Below are 25,462 nucleotides of genomic sequence, written 5' to 3'. Positions count from 1 at the left end.
CGTCGAGGATCAGTCCAGGTAGTCGCGCAGCACCTGCGAACGCGAGGGGTGACGCAGCTTGGACATGGTCTTCGACTCGATCTGCCGGATGCGCTCACGCGTCACCCCGTAGACCTTGCCGATCTCGTCGAGCGTCTTCGGCTGACCGTCGGTGAGACCGAAGCGCATGGACACCACGCCGGCCTCGCGCTCGCTGAGCGTGTCCAGAACCGAGTGCAGCTGCTCCTGCAGAAGCGTGAAGCTCACCGCGTCGGCCGGGACGACCGCCTCGGAGTCCTCGATGAGGTCACCGAACTCGCTGTCCCCGTCCTCACCCAGCGGGGTGTGGAGGGAGATCGGCTCACGGCCGTACTTCTGGACCTCGATGACCTTCTCGGGGGTCATGTCGAGTTCCTTGGCCAGCTCCTCCGGGGTGGGCTCACGGCCCAGGTCCTGGAGCATCTGGCGCTGCACGCGCGCGAGCTTGTTGATGACCTCGACCATGTGCACCGGGATGCGGATGGTGCGGGCCTGGTCGGCCATGGCTCGCGTGATCGCCTGGCGGATCCACCAAGTGGCGTAGGTCGAGAACTTGTAGCCCTTCGTGTAGTCGAACTTCTCGACCGCACGGATCAGACCGAGGTTGCCCTCCTGGATCAGGTCCAGGAAGAGCATGCCGCGGCCGGTGTAGCGCTTGGCCAGGGAGACCACGAGTCGGAGGTTGGCCTCCAGCAGGTGGTTCTTGGCGCGCCGACCGTCCTCGGCGATGATCTCCAGCTCACGCTTGAGCTTGGGAGCGAGCTTGTCCGCGTTGGCCAGCTTGTCCTCGGCGAACAGACCGGCCTCGATCCGCTTGGCGAGCTCCACCTCCTGCTCGGCGTTGAGGAGGGGGACCTTGCCGATCTGCTTGAGGTAGTCCTTGACCGGGTCGGCGGTGGCACCGGCCACCGCGACCTGCTGCGCCGGGGCGTCGTCCTCGTCCTCGTCGGACAGGACGAAGCCCTTGTTCTCGCCGGTCTCCTCCTCCTCGTCGACCTTGCCGGGGGTGGGGGTCTCGTCGACGAGCTCGTCCTCGAGGAGCTCGTCGGCGTCCTTCTTCGAGGTGGCCTTCTTGGCCGTGGTCTTCTTGGCGGTGGCCTTCTTGGCCACCGTCTTCTTCGCGGCCGTCTTCTTCGCGGCGGCCTTCTTGGCGGGCGTCACGGCCTCGTCACCCGCTTCGTCGCCGTAGCCCGCGGCGGACGTGGCGGCGGCCGTGGACGACGGGCGGGACGTGACCGTCTTGGACGAGACGGCCTTGGTGGCGGTGCGCTTCGCCGGGCTCTTCGCTGCGACGCTCTTGCGGGTGCGCTTGGGCGCCTCTGCCGCACTGACCATCAGCGTCACACCTTCCTCATCGAGGACCTGGTTGAGGCTGCGCAGAACGTTCTTCCACTGGGTTGGCGGAATCTGGTCAGCCTCGAAGGCCCGACGCACGTCGTCGCCGGCGATCTGCCCCTCGGCCTTTCCCTGCTCGATGAGCGCCATCAGAGACTCGGATTCGGCGATCTCCGGCGGGAGCGTACGGGATGTGCTGGCCGACACGAACAACCTCTCGGAACGATGGAAACGGCTTCCGGCTCCATCCACTGGGGATCGGAGCCGACGACCGTCGGCAAGGATGAACCGACGGCGCGGGCGATAGTGCGGTAGCAACACAGCGCCTCGTTCGAGGCCTGTATTCCCTCCACGGCCACCACCTCTTAAGTCATCGCGCTGCCTCAGGGAGCGTTACGCCCAATCCCCGTGGCCCGAGTCACACCCCATACGGGTGTGAAATGCCACTGACCGGGACAGAACGACGCGCTCCTCCGCAGCTCGACCCAAGACCGGCGGCGCATTTCCTCTCGCACGCGCCTGTACGGATCGCCCCGCGCGGTTCTGCGACTCCCCGCGCGGTCGCACGCGCGGGGCGGACGAACAGTCCCGCGCGCACCTCTCCTTGCCCGTACGGCCCGTTCCCGCGGATCAGTGCTCGCGTGGCGCGGGCACGGCCCGCTCGACCTCGGGGTGCGAGACGAGCAGCTGACGCATGGCGGATTCCGCGGCGCCCGCGTCGCCCGCCCCGACGGCGTCGACGATCCGGAGGTGGTGGCCGACGCCCGCGTCCGTGGGGCGGTCGCACCCGCCGGCCGAGGCGCCGGAGACGTGCAGGGCCGCCGAGACGATGCCCGACAGGTGCTCCAGCATGCGGTTGCCCGCGACCTGGAGCAGCAGGGCGTGGAACTCGGCGTCGGCGCGGGAAAACGTGAGCGAGTCACCCTGGGCCAGGGCGTGCCCCATGATCTCCGCCATGTCGGCGAGGCGCTGCTGGACGTCTTCGCGGCCGTGTCCGGCGGCGAGCCGTGCGGCCAGCGGTTCGATGATCCAGCGAAGCTCGCAGAGCTCCCGGCGCTGGTCGTCGCGCTGGGGCCCGAAGGCCCGCCACTCGATGATGTCCGGGTCGAGGAGGTTCCAGTCGCTGACCGGACGGACCCTGGTGCCGACGTTGGGGCGGGCGCTGACCAGACCTTTGGCCTCGAGGACGCGCAGCGACTCCCGGACGACGGTGCGGGAGACTTCGAAGCGCTGGCCGATCTCCTCGGGGACGAGCGGCCGGTCGGCACCGAGATCGCCGGAGACGATCATCTGCCCCAGCTGCTGGACGAGCTGTCCGTGCAGCCCCCGGCCGCGGCTGCCGGCCGCCCGGCGGCCGGCGCGGCCCAGCTCCGCGTCACCGTCCCAGACGTGCGCGGAGCCGCGGTCGGCCCCGGGGGCCTCCGCGTAGGAGTAGCGGTCGAGCTCGCCCGGGCCCGTCAGGCCGGAGTCGGCGGGGCGAGCCGCGGTCATCATGGTGTGCGCAAGGGTACTCACGCTTCCTTTGTCGGCGACGGGCCGACGGGCCTTGAGGTCTTTGGTGAAAAGCACACGAAAGGGTGATCGCCCATTACCTCACAATTGACGTCCAAACGGACAGATTTGGGCACTCTTCGAGGTCGAGCGCGTACGGACGGCTATAGAGGCCCGGTTCCGGAGCGTGTCGTAGGACGTCTCCCCACGGGCACCGGCGGACGCGGGGTGCGCCGATGACGTCCACGTTCTCCGCGGGCCCGGCCGACCGGCGGCTACGCTCCGTATCCCCCGCACCCGGAGGCCGGCTCGCGACGAGTCGGTGACGCCCTAGCACACGGCTCACCGTGGCCTCCCCCGGAACACCGTGAGGACGTAGGCCCCGAGCAGCCCCGTCAGGGACAGCGCGAGCGCCCAGCCGACGGGCTGGGACACCAGCCGCAAGGCCGTCGAGACGCCCTCGTCCAGTCCGGCCGGCCACTGGAGCGGTGCCGTGGAGCGGAGCCTTCCGGGCAGCCCGGCAAGCGACCGGGCCGCGGGCCGGGCGAGCACGGCGTTCACCACCGGGACCACCAGCGTCGGGACCACCAGTACGGCGACGAGCCCCAGGAGGGTGGACCGGAACAGGCCCGCGGCCAGCAGCCCGGCCCACGCGCAGCCGAGGGCGAGGGCGAGCCATCCGGTGAGGGCTCCCGGCCAGGCGTCGGGGAAGAGCGCCACGGACCGCCCGAAGAGGAGCCGCACCACCACGGCGTCCAGGACGACCGAGGCGAGGGCGAGCAGCAGCGCGGCGGCGGCCGTGACCGTGAGCTTGCCGCCGAGGAGCGCCAGCCGCCGGGGGACGGCCCCCGCGTCGGGCGCCAGCGCCGGGTAGCGGTACTCCTGCCCGAAGGCCAGCGCTCCCAGCACCCCCGCGCCGAGCGCGGCAGGCGGCAGCGGGAGCGGCGCGGGCCACCCGGCGAGCAGGCCGGGCTCCGGCGCCCCGGCACGGGCCAGCAGGACCGAGGCGAGCAGGGAGAGCAGCAGCGCCGTGCCCGCCACGACCCAGCCGGTGCGCACTCCGGTGAAGCGGTGGAGTTCGTAGCGCAGCGGCCAGGCCGGGCCGGGCGCCGGCAGGGGCGGCCGCACCCGGGAGAGCGGCCCCTCGGGTGCGTCGCGCCCCGGTGCGGCGGGGACGCCCGCCGGGGCGTCGGGGGTGGTCGCGGCGTCGGCCGGCCGGCGGCCGTCGGCGCGCTGGAGCGGGGGGACGGGCCCGGACTCGACCTCCTCGGCGAGCCGGTGCACGAGGATGCCGTGCCGGTAGGCCGTCTCCCCCACGGCGGCGCAGTTGCTGCCGTAGACGGCGAGAGCGCTGCCGCCCTCGTGGACGACCTCCACGGCCGGGGCCTCGGGCGGTGGGCAGGCGGCCTGCGCCTCCGCGGAGATGATGTGCGCGAGCCGCGCCGCCGAGGGTGACCGGACGGCGACCCGTGGTCGGAGGCGGGCCCGGGCGAAGACCGCGGTCTCCTGGTCGGCGACGAGGCGTCCGCGGTGGATGGTGACGATCTGGTCGCCGACGCGGGCGGCTTCTCCGGGTGAGGACGAGGTGACGAGCACGGCCCCGCCCTGGGCCGCGTAGCCGCGGAGGAGCCCGTGGAGCCAGGAGGTCTCCCGGGGGGAGAGGCCGCCGGTCGGCTCGTCCAGGACGAGGGTGTGCGGGTCGCCGAGGAGGGCGGCGGCGATGCCCAGCCGGCGGTCCATGCCGCGGGAGAAGTCCCCGATGCGCTGGTCGGCCAGCCCGCTGAGGCCCACGACGTCGAGTACCTCGTCGGCACGGGCGGCGGGGACCCCGGCGGCCGCGCTGAGCATGCGCAGGTGGCCGCGGGCCGTGCGGCCGGGGTGGCCCGGGACGTCCCCGAGGAGCACGCCGACCTCGCGCACGGGGTGGGCGACGCGGTCGAGGCTGCGGCCGCGGAACAGGGCGACGCCGCGGCCCGGGTCGAGCCGCAGCATGAGGCGCAGGGCGCTGGTCTTACCCGCGCCCGCCTCTCCGAGCAGGACGGTCACGCGCCCGGGGCGGGCCTCGAAGGTCAGGTCGTCGACGACGGGTGGCCGGTTGCGGCGGGGGACGCTGGTCAGTCCGATGGCCTGGATCATGACTTCCCTCGCGGGGCGTGAGACGGTCCCGCGCGGAAGGGGAAGGGTGGCGCGGGAGCACGGGACGTACCGCAGCACCGTAACCCGATATGTCCTATTTGCTACGCAGCGGGGCGGGCGGCGTGTCCCGTCCCGCGCCCGAGGGGAGAACGTGCCGGGCGCTACGCCTCCGGGCGGAGCATGGGCGGGTTGAGGAGCGTGGCGCCGCCCGCGCGGAAGAGCTGTGCGGGGCGTCCGCCCTGCCGGGTCGTCGTGCCGCCGGTGGGGACCAGGAAACCGGGGGTGCCGGTGACCTTGCGGTGGAAGTTGCGGGGGTCGAGGGCGACGCCCCAGACGGCCTCGTAGACCCGGCGCAGCTCCCCGACGGTGAACTCCTGGGGGCAGAAGGCGGTGGCGAGGGACGAGTACTCGATCTTGGAGCGGGCGCGTTCGACCCCGTCGGCGAGGATGCGGGCGTGGTCGAAGGCCAGCGGGGCGGCCTGTTCGCCGTCCCGGGCGTGGCCGTCCTGGTCGAGCAGGTCCTCGACGGGGGCCCAGCGCACGCTGTGCGCGTCGCCGCCGGCGCGGGGCGCGGGCAGGTCGGGAGCGAGCGCCAGGTGCGCCACGCTGACGACGCGCATACGGGGATCGCGCTTGGGATCGCCGTAGGTGGCGAGCTGTTCGAGGTGGGCCGCGTGGGCGGTGGCCGGGCAGGCGGGGTCGTGCAGGACGTGCAGCCCCGTCTCCTCGGCCAGCTCGCGGGCCGCGGCCGTCGCCAGGTCCTCGTCGGACCGGACGAAGCCCCCGGGCAACGCCCATCGGCCCTGGAAGGGCGGCTCGCCGCGGCGCACCGCCAGCGCGCACAGGGAGTGCCGCCGCACGGTGAGCACGACCAGGTCGACGGTGACGGCGAAGGGCGGGAAGGCCGACGGGTCGTAGGGCATGACGCGATCATAGTCGTCTGCCTGACGATAAACAGGTTCTTGCCCCACGTGAGCCGCGGTGGAGAACACGGCGCCACCGGAGGCGCCACGGGGCCCTTCGAGCGGAACGGCGCGCACGGCGCTCACACTCCCAGCTGCAGTCCGTCGGCGGCTTCCTCGACCATGCCCAGGCCGAGCCGGCTGATGCGTACGGCGAACGGCTGCTCGGCCACCCTCAGCCCGGTGAACCGCAGCGCCCCGAGGGGCGCCGAACCGGGCGGGCGGACCGTCACGCCGCCCGCCGGGACGTCGGGCCGCACTCCCGCGAACGCCGTCAGCAACTGGACGGCGCCTGCCGCCGCGACGGCCGCGGGACGGCAGGCCGCCGGATGGGGCAGCGGGGCGCTCCCGGCGGTGCGCTGCTCGCCCGCGTACATCTCCGGCAGCCGGTGGCCGAAGGTCTCGGCGGCGTCCAGTACGCCGCGGGCGAGGGAGCCCGCCTCCTTCTCGAAACCGGCCGCGGCCAGGCCCGCGACCGCGACGGCCGTCTCGTGGACGCGCACGGCTCCGCCGCGGTGGCCGAAGGGGTTGTGGCCGCCTTCCTTGACCCCCAGGCTGCGCAGGCCCCAGCCGGAGTCGAGGGCGGGGCTGCCCAGCAGCCTGGCCAGTTGCTCGGTGCGGGCCCGGTCCAGCAGGCCGGGGGCGTACTCGCCCTCGCCCAGCAGGCCGGTGTCGAGGAGGTGGGCGGCGGCGCAGCCCAGGTGCGGAACGGGTTCGCCGTCCGGCGCCAGGGCGGCCACCGGGCGGCCGCCGCCGCGGTCGTCGGCCCAGAAGTCCTCGCGGAAGCGGCGCCTCAGACCGGCGGCCCAGGCGTGCCACTCGTCCGCCCCCGGGCGGTCGTGGGCCGCGAGGAGGTCGGCGCCCAGCAGGGCGGCCCGGTGGGCGTGGGCCTGCACCTCGCACCGGTACGGGCCGCCGGGCACCGGGTCCGCCAGGTAGCCGCGGTCGTCGGCGGCCGAACGCAGCCAGGCCAGGCAGCGCTCGGCCGCCGGGAGCAGCGGCTCGATCTCCTGGGAGGGCAGCCCCCAGCGCCTGGCCTCCGCGAGGACGGTGGGGAACAGCAGGGTGGCCTCGATCCCGGTGCACCCGGGCGGGAGGTGCGCCCCGGTGTGCCGGAGGGCACCGGGGACGCGGCCCCGTTCCGGGCCGGGGCCGGGGAGCTGGGTGCGGGCGAGGGTGCGCAGTGTGCCGGCGGCGAGCCGGACGCCGAGCGGGAGGGTCATCCGCGCGGCCCACAGGGCCTCGGCGGGGGCGAGGCCGCCGCAGCGCCAGGGGGCGCCGGCGGCGACGTGCACATCTCCGGGGATCTTGGGGTCGCGGACGAGCAGGGCCCCGAGGTCGTCGAGGCTGCCGGCCAGCAGGGCGGCGGCCCGCGGGTCGTCGCCCTCCGCCTGGGCGTCACCCCAGGGCGCCGGGGCGCGTGTCCGGGTGCGGGGGCCCTCGGGCGGGCGGGGCCTGCCGGGGATCTCGGGGCGGACGCGCAGTTCGACGCTGCGCGTGCCGCCGGGCGGCAGCCGTATCTCCCAGCAGAGCAGTCCGGCCGAGGCCAGGGCGTCGTCCGGCGGCGGGTCGGCGGTCACGACGGTGTGCAGGCCGGGTGCCGTCCAGCGGAGGCCGGATCCATGGACGGCGGCGGGCAGTTCGGGGGCCGCCGTGCCGTGGGCGATCAGGCCGAGGTCCGCGAGGTCCGTCCCGAGCGACATCTCGACCCGGAGCCGGGCCTCGCGCGGCGCCGCGCTGCGCAGGGTGACCCGCTCGACGCCCTCGGCGTCCCGGACGCGCTCCACCGTGACGGCGGGGTCGGGCCCTTCGTCCACCGGGGTGCGGAGGCCGGCCACGAACCGCGCCCGCCCGGCGTCGACCAGCCGGCCCTGGAGGGGGACCGGCTCGGTCCCGTCCACCCGGAGCACACAACGTGCCAGCAGGCGGTGGCCGTTGCGGTAGAAGCCGTCCAGACCGTGGCCGGTGAGCTGCCCGTGCTCCTCGGAGATGGCGAGGGCGGGCAGGGCGACGCAGATCAGTGCCGTGTGCACCGGGCGCGGCCCCTGCGGGCGGGCGTCACCGGGGCGCCGGGGCGCGGCCGGGCGGGGGGCGGGCTGGGCATGGGCGGCGGTGCCTTGCACGGGTCTGCGCTCCCTGGGAGTCACGGGCCGGGACGTCGGACGGGAAGGAGGGCCACACAGGTGAACGGCGGCGGCGCCGCCGAGGTCACGGCGGTGGGCGCGCGATCACCGTCACCGGCGCTCGCGGGTGGTGCGGCGGGCCGGTTGCCGCCGCGCCCGGGGCTTGCCCGCGGGACCGCCGGCGGCGGCGCCGCCGGCCGCCCGCTTCGGATGCGTGGCGTCGTCGGCCGGTTTGCGCCGGCGCGCCCGCGGCACGGATGCCTTCCCTCCGGAAGGTGCGGCGGACCGGGTCCCGTCCGCCTCCCCGGCGGGCGGCCGCGTATCGGCGGCGGCGCGGGCGGCCTGGCAGACGGCGCGGTCGGCGCGTTCCTGCCGGAGGCATTCGCGCAGGGCTTCCGGGTCCAGCCCTTCGTTGCAGGCGTGGTGGAGGAGTTGGGCGAAGAGGTAGTCGGGGTCGGCGGTCAGGGCGCGGCCGAGCGCGACCCTCGCCTCGGCCTGCTCGCCGCTGGACCAGGCCACCCAGCCGGCGAGGGTCAGCGGTGCGGCCGCGTGCTCGGTGTACGGCGGGACGCAGCGCCGGGCGAGGGCGCGCCAGAGGCGCAGCACCGCCTGGGTGCGCGGGCCTTCCATCCACTCGGCGGCGCGGTCCCGGGCGACGCGGTCCTGCAGGCCGAGGACGAGGGTGGCGGTCTCCTCGGTCGTCAGGAGCGCGTCGTCCCGGGCGTCGGCCTCCGCCCCGTCGGCCGTGGCCGGGGTCTCGTGGAGGCGGTCGATCAGCCGTTCCGCCAGGTCCAGGGTCTCCTGGCGCGTCACCTCGCATTCGCCGGCGATCACGCGGGGGAGCAGGCGGGAGGTGGCGGTGTCCAGGGCACGCCGCTGCTCCTCGTCCCACCGGCCCGTGCGCGGGCTCAGACGGGCCTCCATCTCGCGCAGGGTCCCTCGCACGCGGATGCCGGCGTAGGCGGCGGCCGCGGCCATGACCGTGGTGCCGGGCAGTGCCAGGGGCGTGCCCTCGGGCGGGCAGCAGCGGGGGTCGGAGCAGCAGTAGGACCAGAAGCGGCCGTCGGAGAGGCACAGCGCCTCGACGACGGGGACGTCCAGGGCCCCACAGGCGATCCGCAGGCGCTGGGCGAGCGGGCGCAGGCGTTCCATCACGGCCGCGGACGTCTCGCCGTCCGCGGGGTCCTGGCAGAGGTAGAGGACGATCCCGTCGGGCCGGGTGCCGCGCCTGAGGCAGCCGGTGACGAGGGTCTCCGCGAGCTCGTCGGAGGCGTCGGGCCAGTCGTCCGGCACGGGGATGCCCAGGCGCAGCCGGCCGCCGAAGCGTCTGCCCTCGCCGTGCAGCGCCATGAGGACGATGCTGTCGTTCGGGTGGAAGCCCAGCAGGTAGGGCAGCGCGTCGGCCAGTTCCGCCGGGCTGCGGAGGGTGACGTGCGTGGGAGCCGACGGCTCCCGGTCGGAGGCGGGCGGCCGCGGAGGGCCGGCCGATGCGTCGTGGTCGGTCATGCGCCGAGCGTCCCGCAGGACGTTCCGGGTCCACCAGCCCTGTGGACACACGGCAGATCATCGTACGAATGCCTGTGGATATCGGCCGCCGACGGACCTCGGTCGCGCGATGTCAGTGGCCTCGTGTTGCATGGGTCCATGACCAACGAAGCGCTCCGTACCGCCGCCGACGCCGTCCTCGCCCGGCTGGTGGGTGATGCCACCGGCGGAGCCCGGTTGCGCGAGGACCAGTGGCGGGCGATCGAGGCGCTGGTCGCCGACCGCCGCAGAGCGCTGGTCGTCCAGCGCACCGGCTGGGGCAAGTCCGCCGTCTACTTCGTCGCCACGGCCCTGCTGCGCGAGCGCGGCAGCGGCCCGACGGTGATCGTCTCCCCGCTGCTGGCGCTGATGCGCAACCAGGTGGAGGCCGCGGCGCGGGCCGGCATCCACGCCCGCACGATCAATTCGGCCAATCCGGAGGAGTGGGACACCATCCAGGCGGAGGTCGCCGCCGGTGAAGTAGACGTGCTCCTCGTGAGCCCCGAGCGCCTCAACAACCCCGATTTCCGGGACCAGGTGCTGCCCAAGCTGGCCGCCGCGACCGGGCTGCTGGTCGTCGACGAGGCGCACTGCATCTCCGACTGGGGCCACGACTTCCGGCCGGACTACCGGCGGCTGCGCACGATGCTGGCCGAACTGCCGCCCGGTGTCCCGGTGCTGGCGACCACGGCGACGGCCAACGCCCGGGTCACCGCCGACGTCGCCGAGCAGCTGGGGACGGGCGAGGGCGCCGAGCGGGCGCTGGTCCTGCGGGGGCCGCTCGACCGGGAGAGCCTGAGCCTCGGCGTCCTGCGCCTGCCGGACGCCGCGCACCGACTGGCCTGGCTCGCCGACCACTTGGACGAGCTGCCGGGTTCGGGCATCGTCTACACGCTGACCGTCGCGGCGGCGGAGGAGGTGACGGCGTTCCTGCGCCGGCGCGGGCACGTGGTGACGGCGTACACGGGCAAGACGGAGAACGCGGACCGGCAGCAGGCGGAGGAGGATCTGCTGGCCAACCGGGTGAAGGCCCTCGTCGCGACGTCCGCGCTCGGCATGGGCTTCGACAAGCCCGACCTCGGCTTCGTCGTCCACCTGGGCTCGCCCTCCTCCCCCATCGCCTACTACCAGCAGGTGGGCCGCGCGGGGCGCGGGGTCGAGCACGCGGAGGTGCTGCTGCTGCCGGGCCGGGAGGACGAGGCGATCTGGCAGTACTTCGCCTCGTTGGCGTTCCCGCCCGAGGAGCAGGTCCGGCGCACCCTGGACGTCCTGGCGGCGGCGGACCGGCCGCTGTCGCTGCCGGCCCTGGAGCCGCTGGTGGAGCTGCGCCGGTCGCGGCTGGAGACCATGCTCAAGGTCCTGGACGTGGACGGGGCCGTGCACCGGGTGCGCGGCGGCTGGACGGCGACCGGCCGGCCGTGGACGTACGACGCGGAGCGCTACGCCTGGGTGGCGCGGCAGCGGAAGGCCGAGCAGGAAGCGATGCGGGCCTACGCGACGACGACGGAGTGCCGGATGGAGTTCCTGCGCCGTCAGCTGGACGACGAACAGGCGGCTCCCTGCGGGCGCTGCGACAACTGCGCGGGGGCCCGGTTCTCCGCGGAGGTGTCCGGGCAGGCGCTCGACGCCTCGCGCGGCGAGCTGGGGCGGCCCGGGGTCGAGGTGGAGCCGCGCAGGATGTGGCCGACCGGCATGCCGGCGGTGGGGGTGGACCTCAAGGGCCGTATTCCGGCGGGCGAGCAGGCGGCTCCCGGCCGGGCGCTGGGGCGGCTCTCCGACATCGGGTGGGGCAACCGGCTGCGTCCGCTGCTGGCCGCGCAGGCTCCGGACGGTCCTGTTCCGGACGATGTGGCGGGCGCCGTGGTGACCGTGCTCGCCGATTGGGCCAAGGGGCCGGGCGGCTGGGCCTCCGGGGCGCCGGACGCGCCGGACCGGCCGGTGGGCGTCGTCGTCGTGGACTCGCGCACCAGGCCGAAGTTGATCGGCTCGCTGGGCGAACACATCGCGGCGGTCGGCCGGATGCCGTTCCTCGGTGCCGTCTCCTACCGCGCGGACGCGGAGGACTCGCGGGTGCCGCGCACCAACAGCGCGCAGCGGCTGCGGGCGTTGGACGGGGCGCTGACCGTTCCGCCGGAGCTCGCGGCCCGGCTGGCGGAGGCACGCGGCCCGGTGCTGCTCGTCGACGATCTGGCGGACACCGGCTGGACGTTGGCGGTGGCGGCGCGGCTGCTGCGCCGGGCGGGCGCGTCCCAGGTGTTCCCCTTGGTGCTGGCCGTGCAGGGCTGACGGAGGAGGGGGGTGTGGCTACACGGGAAGCGGAAGGAGTGCCGCCCGGTTCCGGCCGGTGACGTCAATTGATCGTTGCCGTGCGGCGGGTGGGGCCACGAGAATGGGACCGGCTCCCCGCTCCCGTCCCCCACGGCCCGCTGGGCTGCCGTCTGCTGTTCCTCGTTGCCGACCCCCGCGGCCGCCGCGGGTGCGCAGGCGAAGGGAGAGTCATGGCCTTCGGCCCGGTCCCGTCCCTGTCCCGGCTCGCCCCCGGGCGGCCGGTCCGCGTGGTGGAGCCCGCTGAGTGGGCCGCCGCCGGAATTCCCTTGCTGCGCAGCCCCCGTGAGGTCGTCACCGGGCTGCACGCCCGGCATCTGCCGACGCCTCGCACGGCCGTGGTCGCCGTCCTCGATCCGGACGAACGGCTGGTGGCCAGCGCCTCCTTCACCCGCCGGGCGGCGGTCCGGGACGGCTGGGAGCTGCGCAACGCGCTGCTGGCGCGGCTGCGCCGGGTGATCCCGCACGACCTGCGCAGACGCTCCCCGGTGCGCACGGCGGTACTGCTCTACTGCCGTGAGGGGGACGGCCGTTGGACCGTGGAGGACGGCGCCTGGATGTGGGCCCTGCGCGACGCCTGCGTGCTCCACGGGCTGCGCTGCGGGGCGTACATCACGCTCACGGACGACGGCTGGCGGATCCTCGGCGAGGGCAGGAACGGGCGCAGTCCCCGCTCCGCCGAGCACCGCGCCGCCGCGGCCGGCTCCGTCCGTCCGGCGCCGGCGCTGCGGCACGCCGCGGCCGGGTGACGCACACGGGTCACCCGGCGCCGGGCCCGTGCGGCCGGGACCGGCGCCTCGGGGAGGCGCCGGGTCAGACGGCCGCCGACAGAGCGGAGTTGACGCGGGCGCTGTCCCCGCAGACGACCAGCAGGGCACCGGCACGCCGCAGGGCCGCGGGCAGTGCGCGCTGCACCGCCGCGTCGGGGCCGCCGTTGACGGCGACGACCACGACGGGGCGTCCCGTCACGCGGTCGGCACCGGCGTCGGCGTAGAACACGTCGTCCGCGGCATCGTGCTGGGCCCAGTAGGAAGCCTCGCCGAAGGACAGCTCGTGAGCGGCCCAGGGGTGTGCTTCCCCGGTGGTCAGCACCAGGACGTCGCCGGGGGCGCGGCCGCTGTCGAGCAGCAGGTCGACGGCCTCGTCGGCGGCGTCCAGGGCACCCTCCGCCGGAACGGGGATCAGCTGGACCTGGGGGGCGGCGGGTGCCGCCGGGGGCGGGGTGCGCGGGCCGGGGGGCGCGGGCACCGGGCGTGCGGCGCGGGGGCCGGGCCGGGGGGCCGGGCGGGGGCCGGGAACGGGGCGGGGGGTCGACGCGGTGCGGCCGGCGGCCGGAACAGCGCGGGGACCCGGGACACTCTCGTGAATCTGAGGCTCCTCGGGGATGAGAGGCATAGGTCGATGTCTATCAAACGCCGGTGCGAGTCGCATCGGCGGGTGGCACTTCCGCGGTCAGAACTCGAAACCGAGTTGACCGCCGGCTTCCAGGGCGGCCGTTCCGCGGCCCGCGGGACCCTCCGGGCCCCCGGCCGCGAGACGCGTCCGCTTCAGATGCTGCCACCGGGGCAGCGCGTCCAGATAGGCCCAGGACAGCCGGTGGTGCGGCGTGGGTCCCAGCCGCTCCAGGGCGTCCCGGTGGACGGGCGAGGGGTACCCCGCGTTGTCGGGGAACCCGAACTCCGCGTGGTCCGCGCCCAGTTCGGCCATCATCGCGTCGCGCCGCACCTTGGCGATCACGGACGCGGCCGCGACGGCCACACAGGACTGGTCTCCCTTGACGACCGTGCGGACCCGCCACGGCTCGCCGAGGTAGTCGTGCTTGCCGTCGAGGATGACGGCGTCGGGCCGCACCGGGAGGCCGTCGAGGGCCCGCCCCGCCGCCAGCCGGAGCGCCGCCGTCATGCCCATTTCGTCGATCTCCTCGGGGAGGCGTGACCGAGGGCGTAGGCGGTGACCCACGACTCCAGCTGTCCGACGAGCGCCCGGCGGCGCTTGGGGTCAGCAGTTTGGAGTCGGTGAGCCCTTCCGGCGGGCGGCGCAGGCCGGTGACGGCCGCGCAGATGGTGACCGGGCCGGCCCAGGCGCCCCGGCCGACCTCGTCGACGCCGGCGACGATCTTGGCTCCGGTCGTCGCCCGGAGGGAGCGCTCGACGCTGTGGGTAGGCGGTTCGTAGGGCATGGCGCCAGCAAGGGTACGCCCCGGAAGCGGTCATCGCCGCCCCGGCCCCCTCACTCCTCCTTCGCGGGCCGGTCCGGGGCGGCCGGCGGGCCGGTTCGCAGACGCCGGCGGGCCGGTGGGGCGACGCCCGGCGGGCCCGTCGGCGGAATCATTCCGGGGCGGCCGGCAGCCAGCCGGGAAGGGCCTCGGTGGCGTCCTGCCAGGCAGTAGGCGGTGCGCCGCGGTCGGCCGCGGCGATCACTCCGCCGACGATGGCGCAGGTGGTGTCGACGTCCCCGCCGACCGACGCCGTCGTCCAGAAACCGCCCGTGTAGTCGCCCAGGTGGCGGGCCGCTGACCACAGGGCGAACGGCACGGTGTCGTGCGCGCTGGTCCGGCGTCCGCAGCCGAGCACGGCCGCGACCGTCGTCGCGTCGTCGTAGTCGAGCATGTCGCGCGCCCTGCGCAGCCCGGCGTGCACGGCGCTGCGCGGGACGAGGGCGATCACCTCGTCGAGCAGCCGCTCGCCGGTGGCCGCCGTGCCGTCGGCCTCCGCCGCGACCGCGGCGGCGGCGGCCACGGCCATGGCGCCCGCCACGGCCTCGCGGTGCTGGTGGGTCGTATAGGCCGAGATCTCCGCCTGGTGCGTGGCCTGCTCCGGGTCGCCCGCGTACCAGGCGCCGAGCGGGGCGATGCGCATGGCCGCGCCGTTGCCCCAGGAGCCCTGCCCCTTGAAGAGGGCCGCCGCGAGCTCGCGCCAGTCGCCGCCCTCCCTGATCAGCCGGAGCATCCGGCCGACGGCCGGGCCGTAGCCGCGGTCGAAGTCGTGGTGGTCGGCGAAGGAGCGGGCCAGGGCGTCCTGGTCGACGCGGCCGTGGGCGGCGAGGACCGCCACGACGGAGCAGGCCATCTCGGTGTCGTCGGTCCACTGCCAGGGGGCGGGCGGCAGTGCGCGGCGTTTGAGGGAGGGGTAGTTGGCGGGGACGAAGAACTGGGAGCCGAGGGCGTCGCCCACGGCCAGCCCGCGCAGGCTGGCGAGGGCCCGGGGGAATCGGTCAGCGGTCATCGCAGCGAACTCTAATCGGTGAAGCCATACGATTCAGGGGTACACCAACGCTCGAACGGCCGGTCCAGGTGGTACCGCCCATCGGTGCCCAGGACGAGCATCCGGCTCTCCCCGTTGCCCGGGTTCGACAGGCTCTCGAACTCCGCGACGGTCCAGTGCAGCCATCGCATGCAGAACAGCCGCATGGTCAGCCCGTGGGTGACCAGGAGGACGTTGGGCGGGTGCCGGGGGTCGTCGAAGCTGCGCCAGAGGCTCTCCAGGAAACTGCCCACCCGGTCGTAGACGTCGGCCCCGGACTCCCCCTGGGCGAAGCGGTAGAAGAAGTGGCCGTAGGCGTCGCGGTACGCCTTCTGCCGGCGTACATCCTCCCTGTCCTGCCAGTTCCCCCAGTCCTGCTCGCGCAGCCGGGGCTCCTCGCGGACCCGGACCCGGGCGGGGTCGAGTCCCAGCGCGCGGAAGGTCTGGTGGGCCCGGCGGTAGGGGGAGACGTAGGCGGAGACCCGTTCGTCCCCGAAGAGCTCACGCAGCCGGACCCCGGCCTCCTGCGCCTGTCGGCGGCCCAGTGCCGTCAGGGCCAGGGCGTGATCGGGTTCGCGCTCGTAGACCGTGTCGTCGATGTTGCCCTCCGACTCGCCGTGGCGGAGGAGGACGATGCGCCGGGGCCGTGCCATGACGCCACCCTATGGCGGGAAGCGGCGCACCGGGCGCCCGCCTGGGCTCACCGGGCGTCCAGCAGCCGGCCGTCCCGTATCTCGCAGCGCCGCCCGGCGAAGCGGTCCCGCAGGGTCCGGTCGTGGGAGACGACGACCAGGGCCCCGGTCCACTGGGCGAGCGCCTCCTCCAACTGCTCGACCAGGGCGAGCGCCAGGTGGTTGGTGGGCTCGTCGAGCAGCAGCAGGTCGGCGGGGCGGGCCAGCAGGCGGGCGAGGGCGAGCCGGCGGCGCTGGCCGTCCGAGAGGGAGCCCACCGCCACATGCAGGTCGCGTTCCCGGAAGAGGCCGGTGGACAGCAGGGCCTCGCGCCGCTCGTCGGGGGTTCCGGGCAGGTCGCGCGCGTAGGCGGTGAGCAGCCGGTCGGCGGGCCGGCCCGTGGGAATCTCCTGCGGCAGGTGGGCGATCCGGCCGCGCCGGGTCACCGTCCCCGCGTCCGGGTCGGTCTCGCCGGCGAGCACCCGCAGCAGCGTGGACTTGCCGGCCCCGTTGGCGCCGGTCACCAGCAGCCGGCCGCCGGCCTCGACGTGCAGCGAGTCGACCCGCAGGCGGTCGCCGACCCGGACGCCGTCGAGGGTCGCCAGCAGCCCGTCCGCCTCCGCTCGTACCGGACGGGCGGTGAAGCGCAGGGGCTCCGGGGGCCGGGGGACGGGGTCGGCCCGGAGCCTGCGCAGCCGCTCCCGCGCGTTGCGGACCCGGCCGGCCACCGATGCCTGGACGCGGCCCCCGGCCCGGTCGTACGCCATCTTGTTGCCGTCCTTCATGGCGCGGCCGGGGGCGACGCGGCGGGCGGTCTCCGCCGCCGCCTCGGCGAGCGCCTCCGTCTCGGCGCACCACCGCTCGTACTCCTGCTCCCAGCGGCGGCGGGCCGCCAGCCGTTCGGCGACGTAGCCGGCGTAGCCGCCGCCGTAGCGGACGACGGTGTGCCGGTCGGCGTCGACCTCCAGGATGGCGGTGGCGACCCGTTCGAGGAAGGCCCGGTCGTGCGAGATGACGACGACGGTGCCGCGGTGGGAGCGGAGGGTGTCCTCCAGCCAGGCGAGGGCCGTCTCGTCGAGGTGATTGGTCGGCTCGTCCAGGAGCATGGTCTCGGGCGCGGCGGCGAGCAGGCAGGCCAGGCCGAGGCGCGCCTGCCGGCCACCGGACAGCGTGTCCAGCCGCCGGTCGCGGCCGACGTCGGCCAGGCCGAGGGCGTGCAGCGCCTTGTCCACCCGGGCGTCCGCCTCGTAGCCGCCGCGCGCCTCGAAGGCGGTGAGCAGCCGCCCGTACTCCTCCAGCGCTCCGGCGTCCCCGGTGGCCAGGGTCGGCTCCAGCTCGCGCAACGCGCGTTCGATCGCCCGGAGTTCGGCCAGCGCCTCGTCGACGGCGTCCGCCACCGTCCCGCCGGGCGGGAACCGGGGTGTCTGCGGGAGGTAGCCGATCCCGCCGTCCGCCTGGGCCACGACCGAGCCTTCGTCGGGCGGTTCGACGCCCGCGAGGATCTTGAGGAGCGTGGACTTGCCCGCCCCGTTCTCGCCGACGAGACCGACGCGCTCCCCCGGCCGCACGGTCATGGACACACGCTCCAGCAGGGGCCGGTCGCCCCGGGACACGGACACCTCGCACAAGGAAAGCTGAGCAGGCATGCGGATCTCCCCCTCCGGCGGCATACAGACCGCCAAACGCAACTTCGATGGCGTTACCCTGACAGCATGACACGGCCCGCCGCCTAATACAACTGGAGTTGCACTTGTCTGCGGATCAGCATTCCCCCGGGACTCCGGCGCCGGCCCCGCCCCCCGCCCAGTCCCCGACCCCGGGCACCGTCCGGCCCGGCGGCCGCACCGCGCGCACCCGCGCCGCCGTCCGGGACGCCGTGCTCACCGGCCTGGTCGAACACGGTTATCCGGGTCTCACCGTCGAGTACGTCGCCGAGCGGTCGGGCGTCCACAAGACCACGCTCTACCGTCGCTGGGGCGGAGTGGAGGGAATGCTCGCGGACGCCCTCGACCTCGCGGGCGAGGACACCTGGACGCCGCCCGACACCGGCTCCCTCGACGGCGACCTGCGAGCCCTCGCCCAGGAGATCCTGGACACCTTCACCGACCCGGCGACGGCGGCGGCCCCGGCCGCCTTCATCGCCGCCGCGTTCCAGTCGGACCGTGCCGCGCGGGCCCTCCGCGGCTTCTACGACGAGCGCTTCCGGCGCTGCGCCCCGCTCGTCGCCCGCGCCGCGGAGCGCGGCGAGATCCCGGCCGGCACCGACCCCGGGGCGCTCGTCCGGGCGGTCGGCGCCCCCCTGTTCCTCCGCCTCTTCATCACCCGGGAGCCCGTGGACGCCGCCGCCGCGGACCAGGCCGCGGCCGCGGCCCTCGCCGCCGCCCGGGCGGGCGTGTACGCCGCCACCGCGGACACCGCGGGCGGACGAACGGCGTGACCACCCGGGCGATCGGCCCCGGTCACACGGTCCAGGACGGCTCCACCCCGACGACGTCGCCGTCGACGGCCCGCACGTCCGCCTCCATCTGAGCGCGCAGCGCCAGCCGTTCCACGCGCTCCGCGCGGTACTTCCCGTGCTCGGCCTCGGAGTTCCACATCGAGAGGATCAGGAACTCCGGGCCCGGCGCGACGCCGAGCATGCCGCGCAGCATCCCGGGCGAGCCCGCCATCGCCGGGTTCCACACCTTCTCCTGCACGGTGCGGAAGTGCTCCTCCCGTTCCTCCCGGACCCGGCAGTGCGCGATCCGTACCACGTCCGCGTCCGTGAACTCCGGGCGGAATCCCACCTTCACGTCCAGGCAGTGCTCGAACAGCCGCACCCGGAGGTCCTTGTACGTGCCCGCCTGTGCCGCGGCCAGCCTGTCGTGCGATCGCGCCATGAAGGAGTCGTAGAACGCCCTGCTCTCCCAGAAGGAGAAGAGGTGCGCCACACCGGGACGGCTCCGGCTCGTCCCGCCGCCCTGACTCAGGAATCCCGGCTCCCCCAGCAGCCCCGCCCACTTCCGCTGCGCCCGGTCGAAGCCCCGGCGGTCCACCACGACGCAGCGAATCCACTTGATCAGCACCGGCTCATCGTACGGCGCCCGAAGTGGCCCGCGTCACGCCGCGAACGAGCGCCACCGGGCGGCCCGCGCGGCGCACCGGCCCCCGTCCGCGCCCATCCGCACGACTCGGCCCCCGGCGTCAACTCCCGTCCCGAACCTCACCGTTCGGCGACGGCGCCACCGGAGCACTCCCCGGCCCCGCCACCGCCCCTCGCGACTCCGCATCCGCCCGCTGCACAACGTCCCGTAGACACCCGGCCGACGCGAATGCGCCGATAACGAGAGACCGCCCCCTCCGGCGGGCGGGAACGCGCCCCGCGCGATGGAGGAGCGCGCGACGCCTGCCTACGTGCTCCTCCGCCTGGGAACGCAGGCGCGGGAGAGTCACAGCCACCCCCGCTCATCGGCGGCGCGCACCGCCGCCACGCGGTTGCGCGTGCCCGTCTTCGCCATCGCGGCCGACAGGTAGTTGCGCACGGTTCCCTCGGAGAGGTACAGCCTGGCGGCGATCTCGGCGACGGTGGCGCCGGAGCGGGCGGCGTTGAGTACGTCGGTCTCCCGCGTGGTCAGCGGGGAGCGGCCCGCCGCGAGGGTGGCCGCCGCGAGGGCGGGGTCGATGACGCGCTCGCCCCGCATGACGCGGCGGATGGCGTCCACGAGGGCTTCGGGCGGGGCGTCCTTGACGACGAAGCCGACGGCGCCGGCCGTCATCGCCCGGCGCAGGTATCCGGCGCGGCCGAAGGTGGTGAGGATCACCACCCGGCACTCGGGCACCTGCTCGGCGAGGACGGACGCGGCGGCGAGGCCGTCGAGGCCGGGCATCTCGATGTCGAGCAGGGCCACGTCCACCCGGTGCGCGCGGGCGGCGGCGACGACCTTGTCGCCGCGGTCCACGGAGGCGACGACCTCGAAGTCCTCCTCCAGTCCCAGCAGCGCGGACAGGGCGCCCCGGATCAGGTCCTGGTCGTCGGCGAGCAGCAGCCTGATCGTCATGAGGAGGCGCCCTTCGTGGTGCGGCGGGGTTCCGGTGGTCCGGGACGGGCGAGGGTGACGCGGAGCCGCCAGCCGCGCGGGGCGGCCGGGCCCGCCGCCACCGTGCCCCCGGCGGCGGCGATCCGCTCCCGCAGGCCGGTCAGTCCGTTGCCGCCGGGGGCCGGGGTGCCGGCGCCGGCGCCGGTCCCGTCGTCGCGGATCTCGACGCCGTCCGGGGCCAGGCGCACGGTGCACCGGGTGGCCCGGGCGTGGCGTACGACGTTGGTGATGCCCTCCCGGACCGCCCAGCCGAACAGCTCCTGGTGCGCCGCGTCGACGACGTCGGTGGCCGTGGGCAGGTCGGCCGTGACGCCCGCCGCGCGCAACAGCTCCCTGCCGCGGGCGAGTTCGCCGGCGAGCGTCACCTCGCGGTAGCCGGACACGGCCGCCCGCACATCGGTGAGCATCCGCCGGGCCAGGCCCTCGACCGCCGTGATCTCCTCCACCGCCCCCGGCGATCCGCTCTCGGCGAGGCGGCGGGCCAGGCCGCTCTTGACCGCGACGACGGTGAGCGAGTGCCCGAGCAGATCGTGCAGGTCCCGCGCGATCCTGGCCCGTTCGGCCTCCGACGCCAGGTGCGCGACCTCGGCGCGGGCCTCCAGCAGGGCGCGGTGGGCGGTCGCGATCTCGGAGTACCCGAGCACCATCAGACTGGTGAAGACGATCACGAGCGCCTCCCCCCAGCCGGGCCCGCGGTGCCACGGCCGCACCGCCCAGGGCACGACGAGCGCCGCGAGAGCGCCGGTCGTCACGATGAGGGCCCGGTGCCGGCGCAGCGCCATGGCCGCGAAGGAGACGACCACGGCGGCGAGGAAGAAGGCGTAGTTCCGGGCGACGGGTACCTCGGCCGCGCACAGCACGGCCATGCTCCAGAGCAGCGCCCCCGTCCGCGCCCGGTGGCCCGAGACGAAGGAGACGCCCGCGAGGGCGTACCCCCCGCAGAAGGCGGCCACGACGGCGTAGCCGACGACGGCGGTGCCGCCCGTCGCGTACTGGGCGACGCCCAAGGCCGTCACTCCCGGATAGACGAGCATCCCGGACGCGAGGACGGTGCGCCGCCAGCCCCGCGTCCAGCGCAGCGGGTCACCCCCTGGCACGCCTCCTCCGCGTGCCTCCGCGACGTCGCCCATGCCGGGCACGCTAACACCGTCCGGTCACGTGGTTCACCGGGCCGCGAACAGGGCGCGCAGGTGCCGCCCGTTGACGATCAGGACGACGCCGGACAGCAACAGCCCGCAGACCGCCTGCTCGGTCTTCAGCCACAGCGGAAACGTCCCGGGCAGCGCGACGATCACGATGATGGCGATCACCATGACGCCGGAGACGACACGCAGCCTGCGGTACGCCCCGCGCGAGCCGCGTGCCGCGCGGACGGCGAAGGCGCGGGTGAACAGGGCGCTGGCGACGACGATGCCGGCGCGGACCCAGACGGCGGAGTTCACCGCGTCCGCGTCGTCGCGCAACAGGGCGATGGCCACGAGCGTCAGCACGCTGAGGACCACATACCCCCCGACGAGCACCTTCACGGTGCGGAACGCCTTCCGGCTGACGGGATGACGAAGGTCTGCCTCCGGTACGGGGCCGGGCTGCTGCTTATCCATACCCACCATCGTCTTCGCGGGCATCGGCGCCCGAGCAGTGAGATCGCCCCTTGTTCGCCCATGACATTTGTCATCGCGCCCGGCGCACCTCCGCCGGGGGGAACGCCAGAGGGGACCGGCCGCGTGGCCGGTCCCCTCCGTCTGACTACGCGTCAGCTGTCACACCCGCGCCGGGTGTCAGCTGCAGCCGCTCGTCGAGCCGCAGCCCTCGCACAGGTAGCAGCTGCCCGCGCGGCGCATCTTGGTGCCGCAGGAGAAGCAGAGCGGGGCGTCCGCGTTCAGGCCGAGCTGCATCTCCATCAGTTCGGTGGAGTTGTGCGGCTGCTTCGGCGCCGGGACGGCGGCCGCGGCCGGAGTGGACTCGGCCTTCGGGGCCTCGACCTGGCGCGGGGCGGACTGGGCCAGGCTCTCGACGTCCATGTCCTCGTCGGCCGGCTCGTAGGAGCCGGTGTCGAGGTGGCGCTGGCGCTCCTCGGCCGAGTGGATGCCGAGCGCCGAGCGGGTCTCGAACGGCAGGAAGTCGAGCGCCAGGCGGCGGAAGATGTAGTCGACAATCGACTGCGCCATCCGCACGTCCGGGTCGTCCGTCATGCCGGCCGGCTCGAAGCGCATGTTGGTGAACTTCGAGACGTAGGTCTCCAGCGGCACGCCGTACTGGAGGCCGACGGAGACGGCGATGGAGAAGGCGTCCATCATGCCCGCGAGGGTCGAGCCCTGCTTGGACATCTTGAGGAAGACCTCGCCCAGGCCGTCGTCCGGGTAGGAGTTGGCCGTCATGTAGCCCTCGGCGCCGCCGACCGTGAAGGAGGTGGTGATCCCCGGGCGGCCCTTCGGGAGGCGCTTGCGGACCGGGCGGTACTCGACGACCTTCTCCGCCACCGCGGGAACGGCCTCGGCCTTCTTCTCCTCCTCCTTCTTCTTGGCGGAGAGCGGCTGGCCGACCTTGCAGTTGTCGCGGTAGATCGCGAGGGCCTTCAGGCCCATCTTCCAGCCCTCGAAGTAGACCTCCTCGACCTCCTCGACGGTGGCCGTCTCGGGCAGGTTGACGGTCTTGGAGATCGCACCGGAGAGGAACGGCTGCGCGGCGGCCATCATGCGCACGTGGCCCATGGCGGAGATCGCGCGCTCGCCCATGGCGCAGTCGAAGACCTCGTAGTGCTCGGCCTTCAGACCCGGGGCGTCGATCACGTTGCCGTGCTCGGCGATGTGGGCGACGATCGCCTCGACCTGCTCGGGCAGGTAGCCCAGGCGCTTGAGGGCCTTGGGGACCGTGTTGTTCACGATCTGCATCGAGCCGCCGCCGACGAGCTTCTTGAACTTGACCAGGGCCAGGTCCGGCTCGACGCCCGTGGTGTCGCAGTCCATCATCAGGCCGATGGTGCCGGTGGGGGCCAGCACGGACGCCTGGGCGTTGCGGAAGCCGTTCTTCTCGCCGAGGCGGATCACGTCCTGCCACGCCTCGGTGGCCGCGGCCCAGACCGGGGTGTCCAGGTCGTCCATGCGGGTGGCGACCGCGTTGGCGTCCGCGTGCTGCTTCATGACGCGCTGGTGGGCGTCGGCGTTGCGGGCGTAACCGTCGTACGGGCCGACGATCGCGGCCAGCTCGGCGGAGCGGCGGTAGGAGGTGCCGGTCATCAGCGAGGTGATGGCGCCGGCCAGGGCGCGGCCGCCGTCGCTGTCGTAGGCGTGGCCGGTGGCCATCAGCAGCGCGCCGAGGTTGGCGTAGCCGATGCCCAGCTGGCGGAAGGCGCGGGTGGTCTCGCCGATCTTCTCGGTCGGGAAGTCGGCGAAGCAGATGGAGATGTCCATCGCCGTGATGACCAGCTCGACGACCTTGGCGAAGCGCTCGGCGTCGAACGACTGGTTGCCCTGGTCGTCGTCCTTGAGGAACTTCATCAGGTTCAGCGAGGCGAGGTTGCACGAGGAGTTGTCCAGGTGCATGTACTCGCTGCACGGGTTGGACGCGGTGATGCGGCCCGACTCCGGCGAGGTGTGCCAGTGGTTGATGGTGTCGTCGTACTGGATGCCCGGGTCGGCGCAGGCCCAGGCGGCCTCGGCCATCTTGCGGAACAGCGCCTTGGCGTCGACCTCCTCGATGACCTCACCGGTCATCCGGGAGCGCAGGCCGAACTTCGACGCGGTCTCGACGGCCTTCATGAACTCGTCGTTGACGCGGACGGAGTTGTTGGCGTTCTGGTACTGGACGGAGGTGATGTCGTCGCCGCCCAGGTCCATGTCGAACCCGGCGTCGCGCAGGGCGCGGACCTTCTCCTCCTCCTTCACCTTGGTCTCGATGAAGGCCTCGACGTCCGGGTGGTCGACGTCGAGGACGACCATCTTGGCCGCGCGGCGGGTGGCGCCGCCGGACTTGATGGTTCCGGCGGAGGCGTCGGCGCCGCGCATGAACGACACCGGGCCGGAGGCGTTGCCGCCGGAGGAGAGGAGCTCCTTGGAGGAGCGGATGCGGGAGAGGTTCAGGCCGGCGCCGGAGCCGCCCTTGAAGATCATCCCCTCTTCCTTGTACCAGTCGAGGATCGACTCCATGGAGTCGTCGACGGAGAGGATGAAGCAGGCGGAGACCTGCTGCGGCTGGGCGGTGCCGACGTTGAACCAGACCGGCGAGTTGAAGCTGAACACCTGGTGGAGCAGGGCGTAGGTCAGCTCGTGCTCGAAGATCTCGGCGTCCGCGGGGGACGCGAAGTACCCGTGCTCCTCACCGGCCTTGCGGTAGGTGAGCACCACGCGGTCGATGAGCTGCTTGAGGCTCGCCTCGCGCTCGGGGGAGCCGACCGCGCCGCGGAAGTACTTGCTCGTGACGATGTTGACCGCGTTCACCGACCAGAAGTCGGGGAACTCGACGCCGCGCTGCTCGAAGTTGATGGAGCCGTCGCGCCAGTTGGTCATGACGACGTCACGACGCTCCCAGACCACCTCGTCGTAGGGGTGCACGCCGGGGGTGGTGTGGATGCGTTCGATGCGCAGGCCCTTGCCGCCCTTGTTCCCCTTGGAGCGGGAACCTCGTGCCGGGCCGCTCGTCGTCTCTGTCATGCCACGCCTCCCTCTACCGGGCGAAAACGCCCTTGTGCGCACATTTCTTCCATGGCGCGATGTGTGTCGTTCGCCCGGGTGCGCGGGGGCGCACCGGGCAGGTCTCGTATGGGGCCGCTCAGTCGGCGGCCGTGGCGGGCGCGGGGACACCGAGGTCCCCGCCGCGACCGCCGGCGTCCTTCGCGGGGCCGTCCCGGCCCTCCTGGCCGGCGACGTGAGCGCCGCCGCGCAGTTCGGCGATGGCCGCCTCGAAGTCCTCAAGCGAGTCGAACGCCTGGTACACGGACGCGAACCGCAGGTAGGCGACGAGGTCGAGGTCCTTCAGCGGACCGAGTATGGCCAGGCCGACGTCGTGCGTGGTGAGCTCGGCGCTGCCGGTGGCGCGCACGGCCTCCTCGACCCGCTGGCCGAGCTTGGCCAGGGCGTCCTCGGTGACGGGGCGGCCCTGGCACGCCTTCCGCACACCGGAGATCACCTTGGTGCGGCTGAACGGTTCGGTCACGCCGCTCCGCTTGATCACCATCAGGGACGCGGTCTCGACCGTCGTGAACCTGCGGGAGCAGTCGGGGCACTGGCGGCGCCTGCGGATCGAGCAGCCGTCGTCCGTGGTCCGGCTGTCGACGACCCTGCTGTCGGGGTGCCTGCAGAAGGGGCAGTGCATGGTTCTCCACCTTCCTTCACCCTCGACGAGATCCCCGGGAGACCCGGGGGACGTGCACGATCCACGGCTCCGGCCGGCCCTGAAGGCAGGGCCCCGCGAAGCAGCCCCAAGCATAGGCGATGGCCATGGGTGGGGATGACCGGGATCGGCCACCGACCACAACTTGTGGGCGGCTGCCGCCATCAAACCACTAGATCTGGTGTCCGGTCGCCAAGCGGGCCCAGCGCGTGTCGCGGAACGCGGCCCGGG

At 74.1% G+C, this 25,462-nt stretch carries 19 protein-coding genes and 1 pseudogene; 3 read left to right on the top strand and 17 right to left on the bottom strand.

Annotated features, from left to right (window positions below; all coding sequences use genetic code 11):
* Window positions 1-9: 9 nt before the first annotated feature.
* From ACQEVS_RS25315 to ACQEVS_RS25290, 6 genes are all read right to left on the bottom strand, one after another.
* Complete coding sequence (locus ACQEVS_RS25315; protein ID WP_433023830.1) at window positions 10-1,566, bottom strand: RNA polymerase sigma factor; 1,557 nt, start codon at window positions 1,564-1,566, stop codon at window positions 10-12.
* A 417-nt stretch (window positions 1,567-1,983) separates the two neighbouring features.
* On the bottom strand, window positions 1,984-2,922 hold the full coding sequence (locus ACQEVS_RS25310; protein WP_433023828.1) for a FadR/GntR family transcriptional regulator: 939 nt from the start codon (window positions 2,920-2,922) through the stop codon (window positions 1,984-1,986).
* A gap of 264 nt (window positions 2,923-3,186) precedes the next feature.
* Window positions 3,187-4,980, bottom strand: a complete 1,794-nt coding sequence (locus tag ACQEVS_RS25305) for an ATP-binding cassette domain-containing protein (protein WP_433023826.1) — start codon at window positions 4,978-4,980, stop codon at window positions 3,187-3,189.
* Window positions 4,981-5,141: 161 nt separating this feature from the next.
* The gene (locus ACQEVS_RS25300; RefSeq protein ID WP_004949054.1) at window positions 5,142-5,903 is read right to left on the bottom strand and encodes an NUDIX hydrolase; all 762 of its coding nucleotides are present in this window, start codon (window positions 5,901-5,903) and stop codon (window positions 5,142-5,144) included.
* Window positions 5,904-6,025: 122 nt separating this feature from the next.
* Window positions 6,026-8,065, bottom strand: a complete 2,040-nt coding sequence (locus tag ACQEVS_RS25295) for a glycogen debranching N-terminal domain-containing protein (protein WP_433023824.1) — start codon at window positions 8,063-8,065, stop codon at window positions 6,026-6,028.
* Between the two features lie 111 nt (window positions 8,066-8,176).
* Window positions 8,177-9,571: a DUF4192 domain-containing protein gene (locus ACQEVS_RS25290; RefSeq protein WP_433023822.1), complete on the bottom strand. Its 1,395-nt coding sequence runs from the start codon at window positions 9,569-9,571 to the stop codon at window positions 8,177-8,179.
* Between the two features lie 138 nt (window positions 9,572-9,709).
* On the opposite strand from ACQEVS_RS25290, the gene ACQEVS_RS25285 reads away from it, so the two are divergent.
* Both ACQEVS_RS25285 and ACQEVS_RS25280 read left to right on the top strand, forming a co-directional pair.
* Complete coding sequence (locus ACQEVS_RS25285; protein ID WP_433023820.1) at window positions 9,710-11,875, top strand: RecQ family ATP-dependent DNA helicase; 2,166 nt, start codon at window positions 9,710-9,712, stop codon at window positions 11,873-11,875.
* A 212-nt stretch (window positions 11,876-12,087) separates the two neighbouring features.
* Entirely contained in the window at window positions 12,088-12,663 is a 576-nt protein-coding gene (locus ACQEVS_RS25280) for a hypothetical protein (RefSeq protein WP_433023818.1), read from the top strand.
* A 64-nt stretch (window positions 12,664-12,727) separates the two neighbouring features.
* On the opposite strand, the gene ACQEVS_RS25275 is transcribed toward ACQEVS_RS25280, so the two are convergent.
* The 5 genes and pseudogenes from ACQEVS_RS25275 to abc-f all read right to left on the bottom strand — a co-directional run bounded on the left by ACQEVS_RS25275 (window position 12,728) and on the right by abc-f (window position 17,473).
* The gene (locus ACQEVS_RS25275; protein WP_433023816.1) at window positions 12,728-13,309 is read right to left on the bottom strand and encodes a hypothetical protein; all 582 of its coding nucleotides are present in this window, start codon (window positions 13,307-13,309) and stop codon (window positions 12,728-12,730) included.
* A gap of 57 nt (window positions 13,310-13,366) precedes the next feature.
* A pseudogene (locus ACQEVS_RS25270) lies at window positions 13,367-14,093 on the bottom strand (ribonuclease HII).
* Window positions 14,094-14,241: 148 nt separating this feature from the next.
* A complete protein-coding gene (locus ACQEVS_RS25265; protein ID WP_433023814.1) occupies window positions 14,242-15,138 on the bottom strand; it encodes an ADP-ribosylglycohydrolase family protein in 897 nt (298 codons plus the stop codon).
* Window positions 15,139-15,149: 11 nt separating this feature from the next.
* A complete protein-coding gene (locus ACQEVS_RS25260; RefSeq protein WP_433023812.1) occupies window positions 15,150-15,809 on the bottom strand; it encodes a histidine phosphatase family protein in 660 nt (219 codons plus the stop codon).
* A gap of 47 nt (window positions 15,810-15,856) precedes the next feature.
* Window positions 15,857-17,473 (bottom strand): ribosomal protection-like ABC-F family protein, encoded by a 1,617-nt coding sequence (gene abc-f, locus ACQEVS_RS25255; RefSeq protein ID WP_433023810.1) that lies wholly within the window; start codon window positions 17,471-17,473, stop codon window positions 15,857-15,859.
* 104 nt (window positions 17,474-17,577) lie between these two features.
* Between abc-f and ACQEVS_RS25250 the strand changes: the two genes are divergently transcribed.
* Window positions 17,578-18,264 (top strand): TetR/AcrR family transcriptional regulator C-terminal ligand-binding domain-containing protein, encoded by a 687-nt coding sequence (locus tag ACQEVS_RS25250; protein WP_433023808.1) that lies wholly within the window; start codon window positions 17,578-17,580, stop codon window positions 18,262-18,264.
* Window positions 18,265-18,286: 22 nt separating this feature from the next.
* Here ACQEVS_RS25250 and ACQEVS_RS25245 read toward each other — a convergent pair whose 3' ends face one another.
* The 6 genes from ACQEVS_RS25245 to nrdR all read right to left on the bottom strand — a co-directional run bounded on the left by ACQEVS_RS25245 (window position 18,287) and on the right by nrdR (window position 25,213).
* On the bottom strand, window positions 18,287-18,892 hold the full coding sequence (locus ACQEVS_RS25245) for a YdbC family protein (RefSeq protein WP_433023806.1): 606 nt from the start codon (window positions 18,890-18,892) through the stop codon (window positions 18,287-18,289).
* A gap of 363 nt (window positions 18,893-19,255) precedes the next feature.
* A complete protein-coding gene (locus ACQEVS_RS25240; protein WP_433023804.1) occupies window positions 19,256-19,864 on the bottom strand; it encodes a response regulator in 609 nt (202 codons plus the stop codon).
* Window positions 19,861-21,033 carry a sensor histidine kinase gene (locus tag ACQEVS_RS25235; protein WP_433023802.1) on the bottom strand — a complete coding sequence of 391 codons (1,173 nt, stop codon included), beginning with the start codon at window positions 21,031-21,033 and terminating at the stop codon, window positions 19,861-19,863. Before ACQEVS_RS25235 ends, ACQEVS_RS25240 begins: the two co-directional genes overlap by 4 nt.
* A 33-nt stretch (window positions 21,034-21,066) precedes the next feature.
* Window positions 21,067-21,504, bottom strand: a complete 438-nt coding sequence (locus ACQEVS_RS25230; RefSeq protein WP_433023800.1) for a hypothetical protein — start codon at window positions 21,502-21,504, stop codon at window positions 21,067-21,069.
* A gap of 177 nt (window positions 21,505-21,681) precedes the next feature.
* Window positions 21,682-24,552, bottom strand: coding sequence for a vitamin B12-dependent ribonucleotide reductase (locus ACQEVS_RS25225; RefSeq protein WP_433023798.1), 2,871 nt, complete (start codon window positions 24,550-24,552; stop codon window positions 21,682-21,684).
* A gap of 118 nt (window positions 24,553-24,670) precedes the next feature.
* The gene (gene nrdR / locus ACQEVS_RS25220) at window positions 24,671-25,213 is read right to left on the bottom strand and encodes a transcriptional regulator NrdR (protein WP_433023796.1); all 543 of its coding nucleotides are present in this window, start codon (window positions 25,211-25,213) and stop codon (window positions 24,671-24,673) included.
* Window positions 25,214-25,462: the final 249 nt, after the last annotated feature.

This window comes from Streptomyces sp. CA-181903 (genome assembly GCF_050937075.1).
GTDB lineage: Bacteria > Actinomycetota > Actinomycetes > Streptomycetales > Streptomycetaceae > Streptomyces.
Note: the sequence above shows the minus strand (reverse complement) of the source record. Positions and strands in the feature narration are given on the sequence as shown.

Bases quoted from the DNA above. Each gene is read 5' to 3' on its own strand.
- ACQEVS_RS25290 (WP_433023822.1), bottom strand. From the start codon at position 9,571: ATGACCGACCACGACGCATCGGCCGGCCCTCCGCGGCCGCCCGCCTCC.
- ACQEVS_RS25305 (WP_433023826.1), bottom strand. From the start codon at position 4,980: ATGATCCAGGCCATCGGACTGACCAGCGTCCCCCGCCGCAACCGGCCA.
- nrdR (WP_433023796.1), bottom strand. From the start codon at position 25,213: ATGCACTGCCCCTTCTGCAGGCACCCCGACAGCAGGGTCGTCGACAGC.
- ACQEVS_RS25275 (WP_433023816.1), bottom strand. From the start codon at position 13,309: ATGCCTCTCATCCCCGAGGAGCCTCAGATTCACGAGAGTGTCCCGGGT.
- ACQEVS_RS25285 (WP_433023820.1), top strand. From the start codon at position 9,710: ATGACCAACGAAGCGCTCCGTACCGCCGCCGACGCCGTCCTCGCCCGG.
- abc-f (WP_433023810.1), bottom strand. From the start codon at position 17,473: ATGCCTGCTCAGCTTTCCTTGTGCGAGGTGTCCGTGTCCCGGGGCGAC.
- ACQEVS_RS25280 (WP_433023818.1), top strand. From the start codon at position 12,088: ATGGCCTTCGGCCCGGTCCCGTCCCTGTCCCGGCTCGCCCCCGGGCGG.
- ACQEVS_RS25265 (WP_433023814.1), bottom strand. From the start codon at position 15,138: ATGACCGCTGACCGATTCCCCCGGGCCCTCGCCAGCCTGCGCGGGCTG.
- ACQEVS_RS25230 (WP_433023800.1), bottom strand. From the start codon at position 21,504: ATGGATAAGCAGCAGCCCGGCCCCGTACCGGAGGCAGACCTTCGTCAT.
- ACQEVS_RS25260 (WP_433023812.1), bottom strand. From the start codon at position 15,809: ATGGCACGGCCCCGGCGCATCGTCCTCCTCCGCCACGGCGAGTCGGAG.
- ACQEVS_RS25225 (WP_433023798.1), bottom strand. From the start codon at position 24,552: ATGACAGAGACGACGAGCGGCCCGGCACGAGGTTCCCGCTCCAAGGGG.
- ACQEVS_RS25240 (WP_433023804.1), bottom strand. From the start codon at position 19,864: ATGACGATCAGGCTGCTGCTCGCCGACGACCAGGACCTGATCCGGGGC.
- ACQEVS_RS25300 (WP_004949054.1), bottom strand. From the start codon at position 5,903: ATGCCCTACGACCCGTCGGCCTTCCCGCCCTTCGCCGTCACCGTCGAC.
- ACQEVS_RS25235 (WP_433023802.1), bottom strand. From the start codon at position 21,033: ATGGGCGACGTCGCGGAGGCACGCGGAGGAGGCGTGCCAGGGGGTGAC.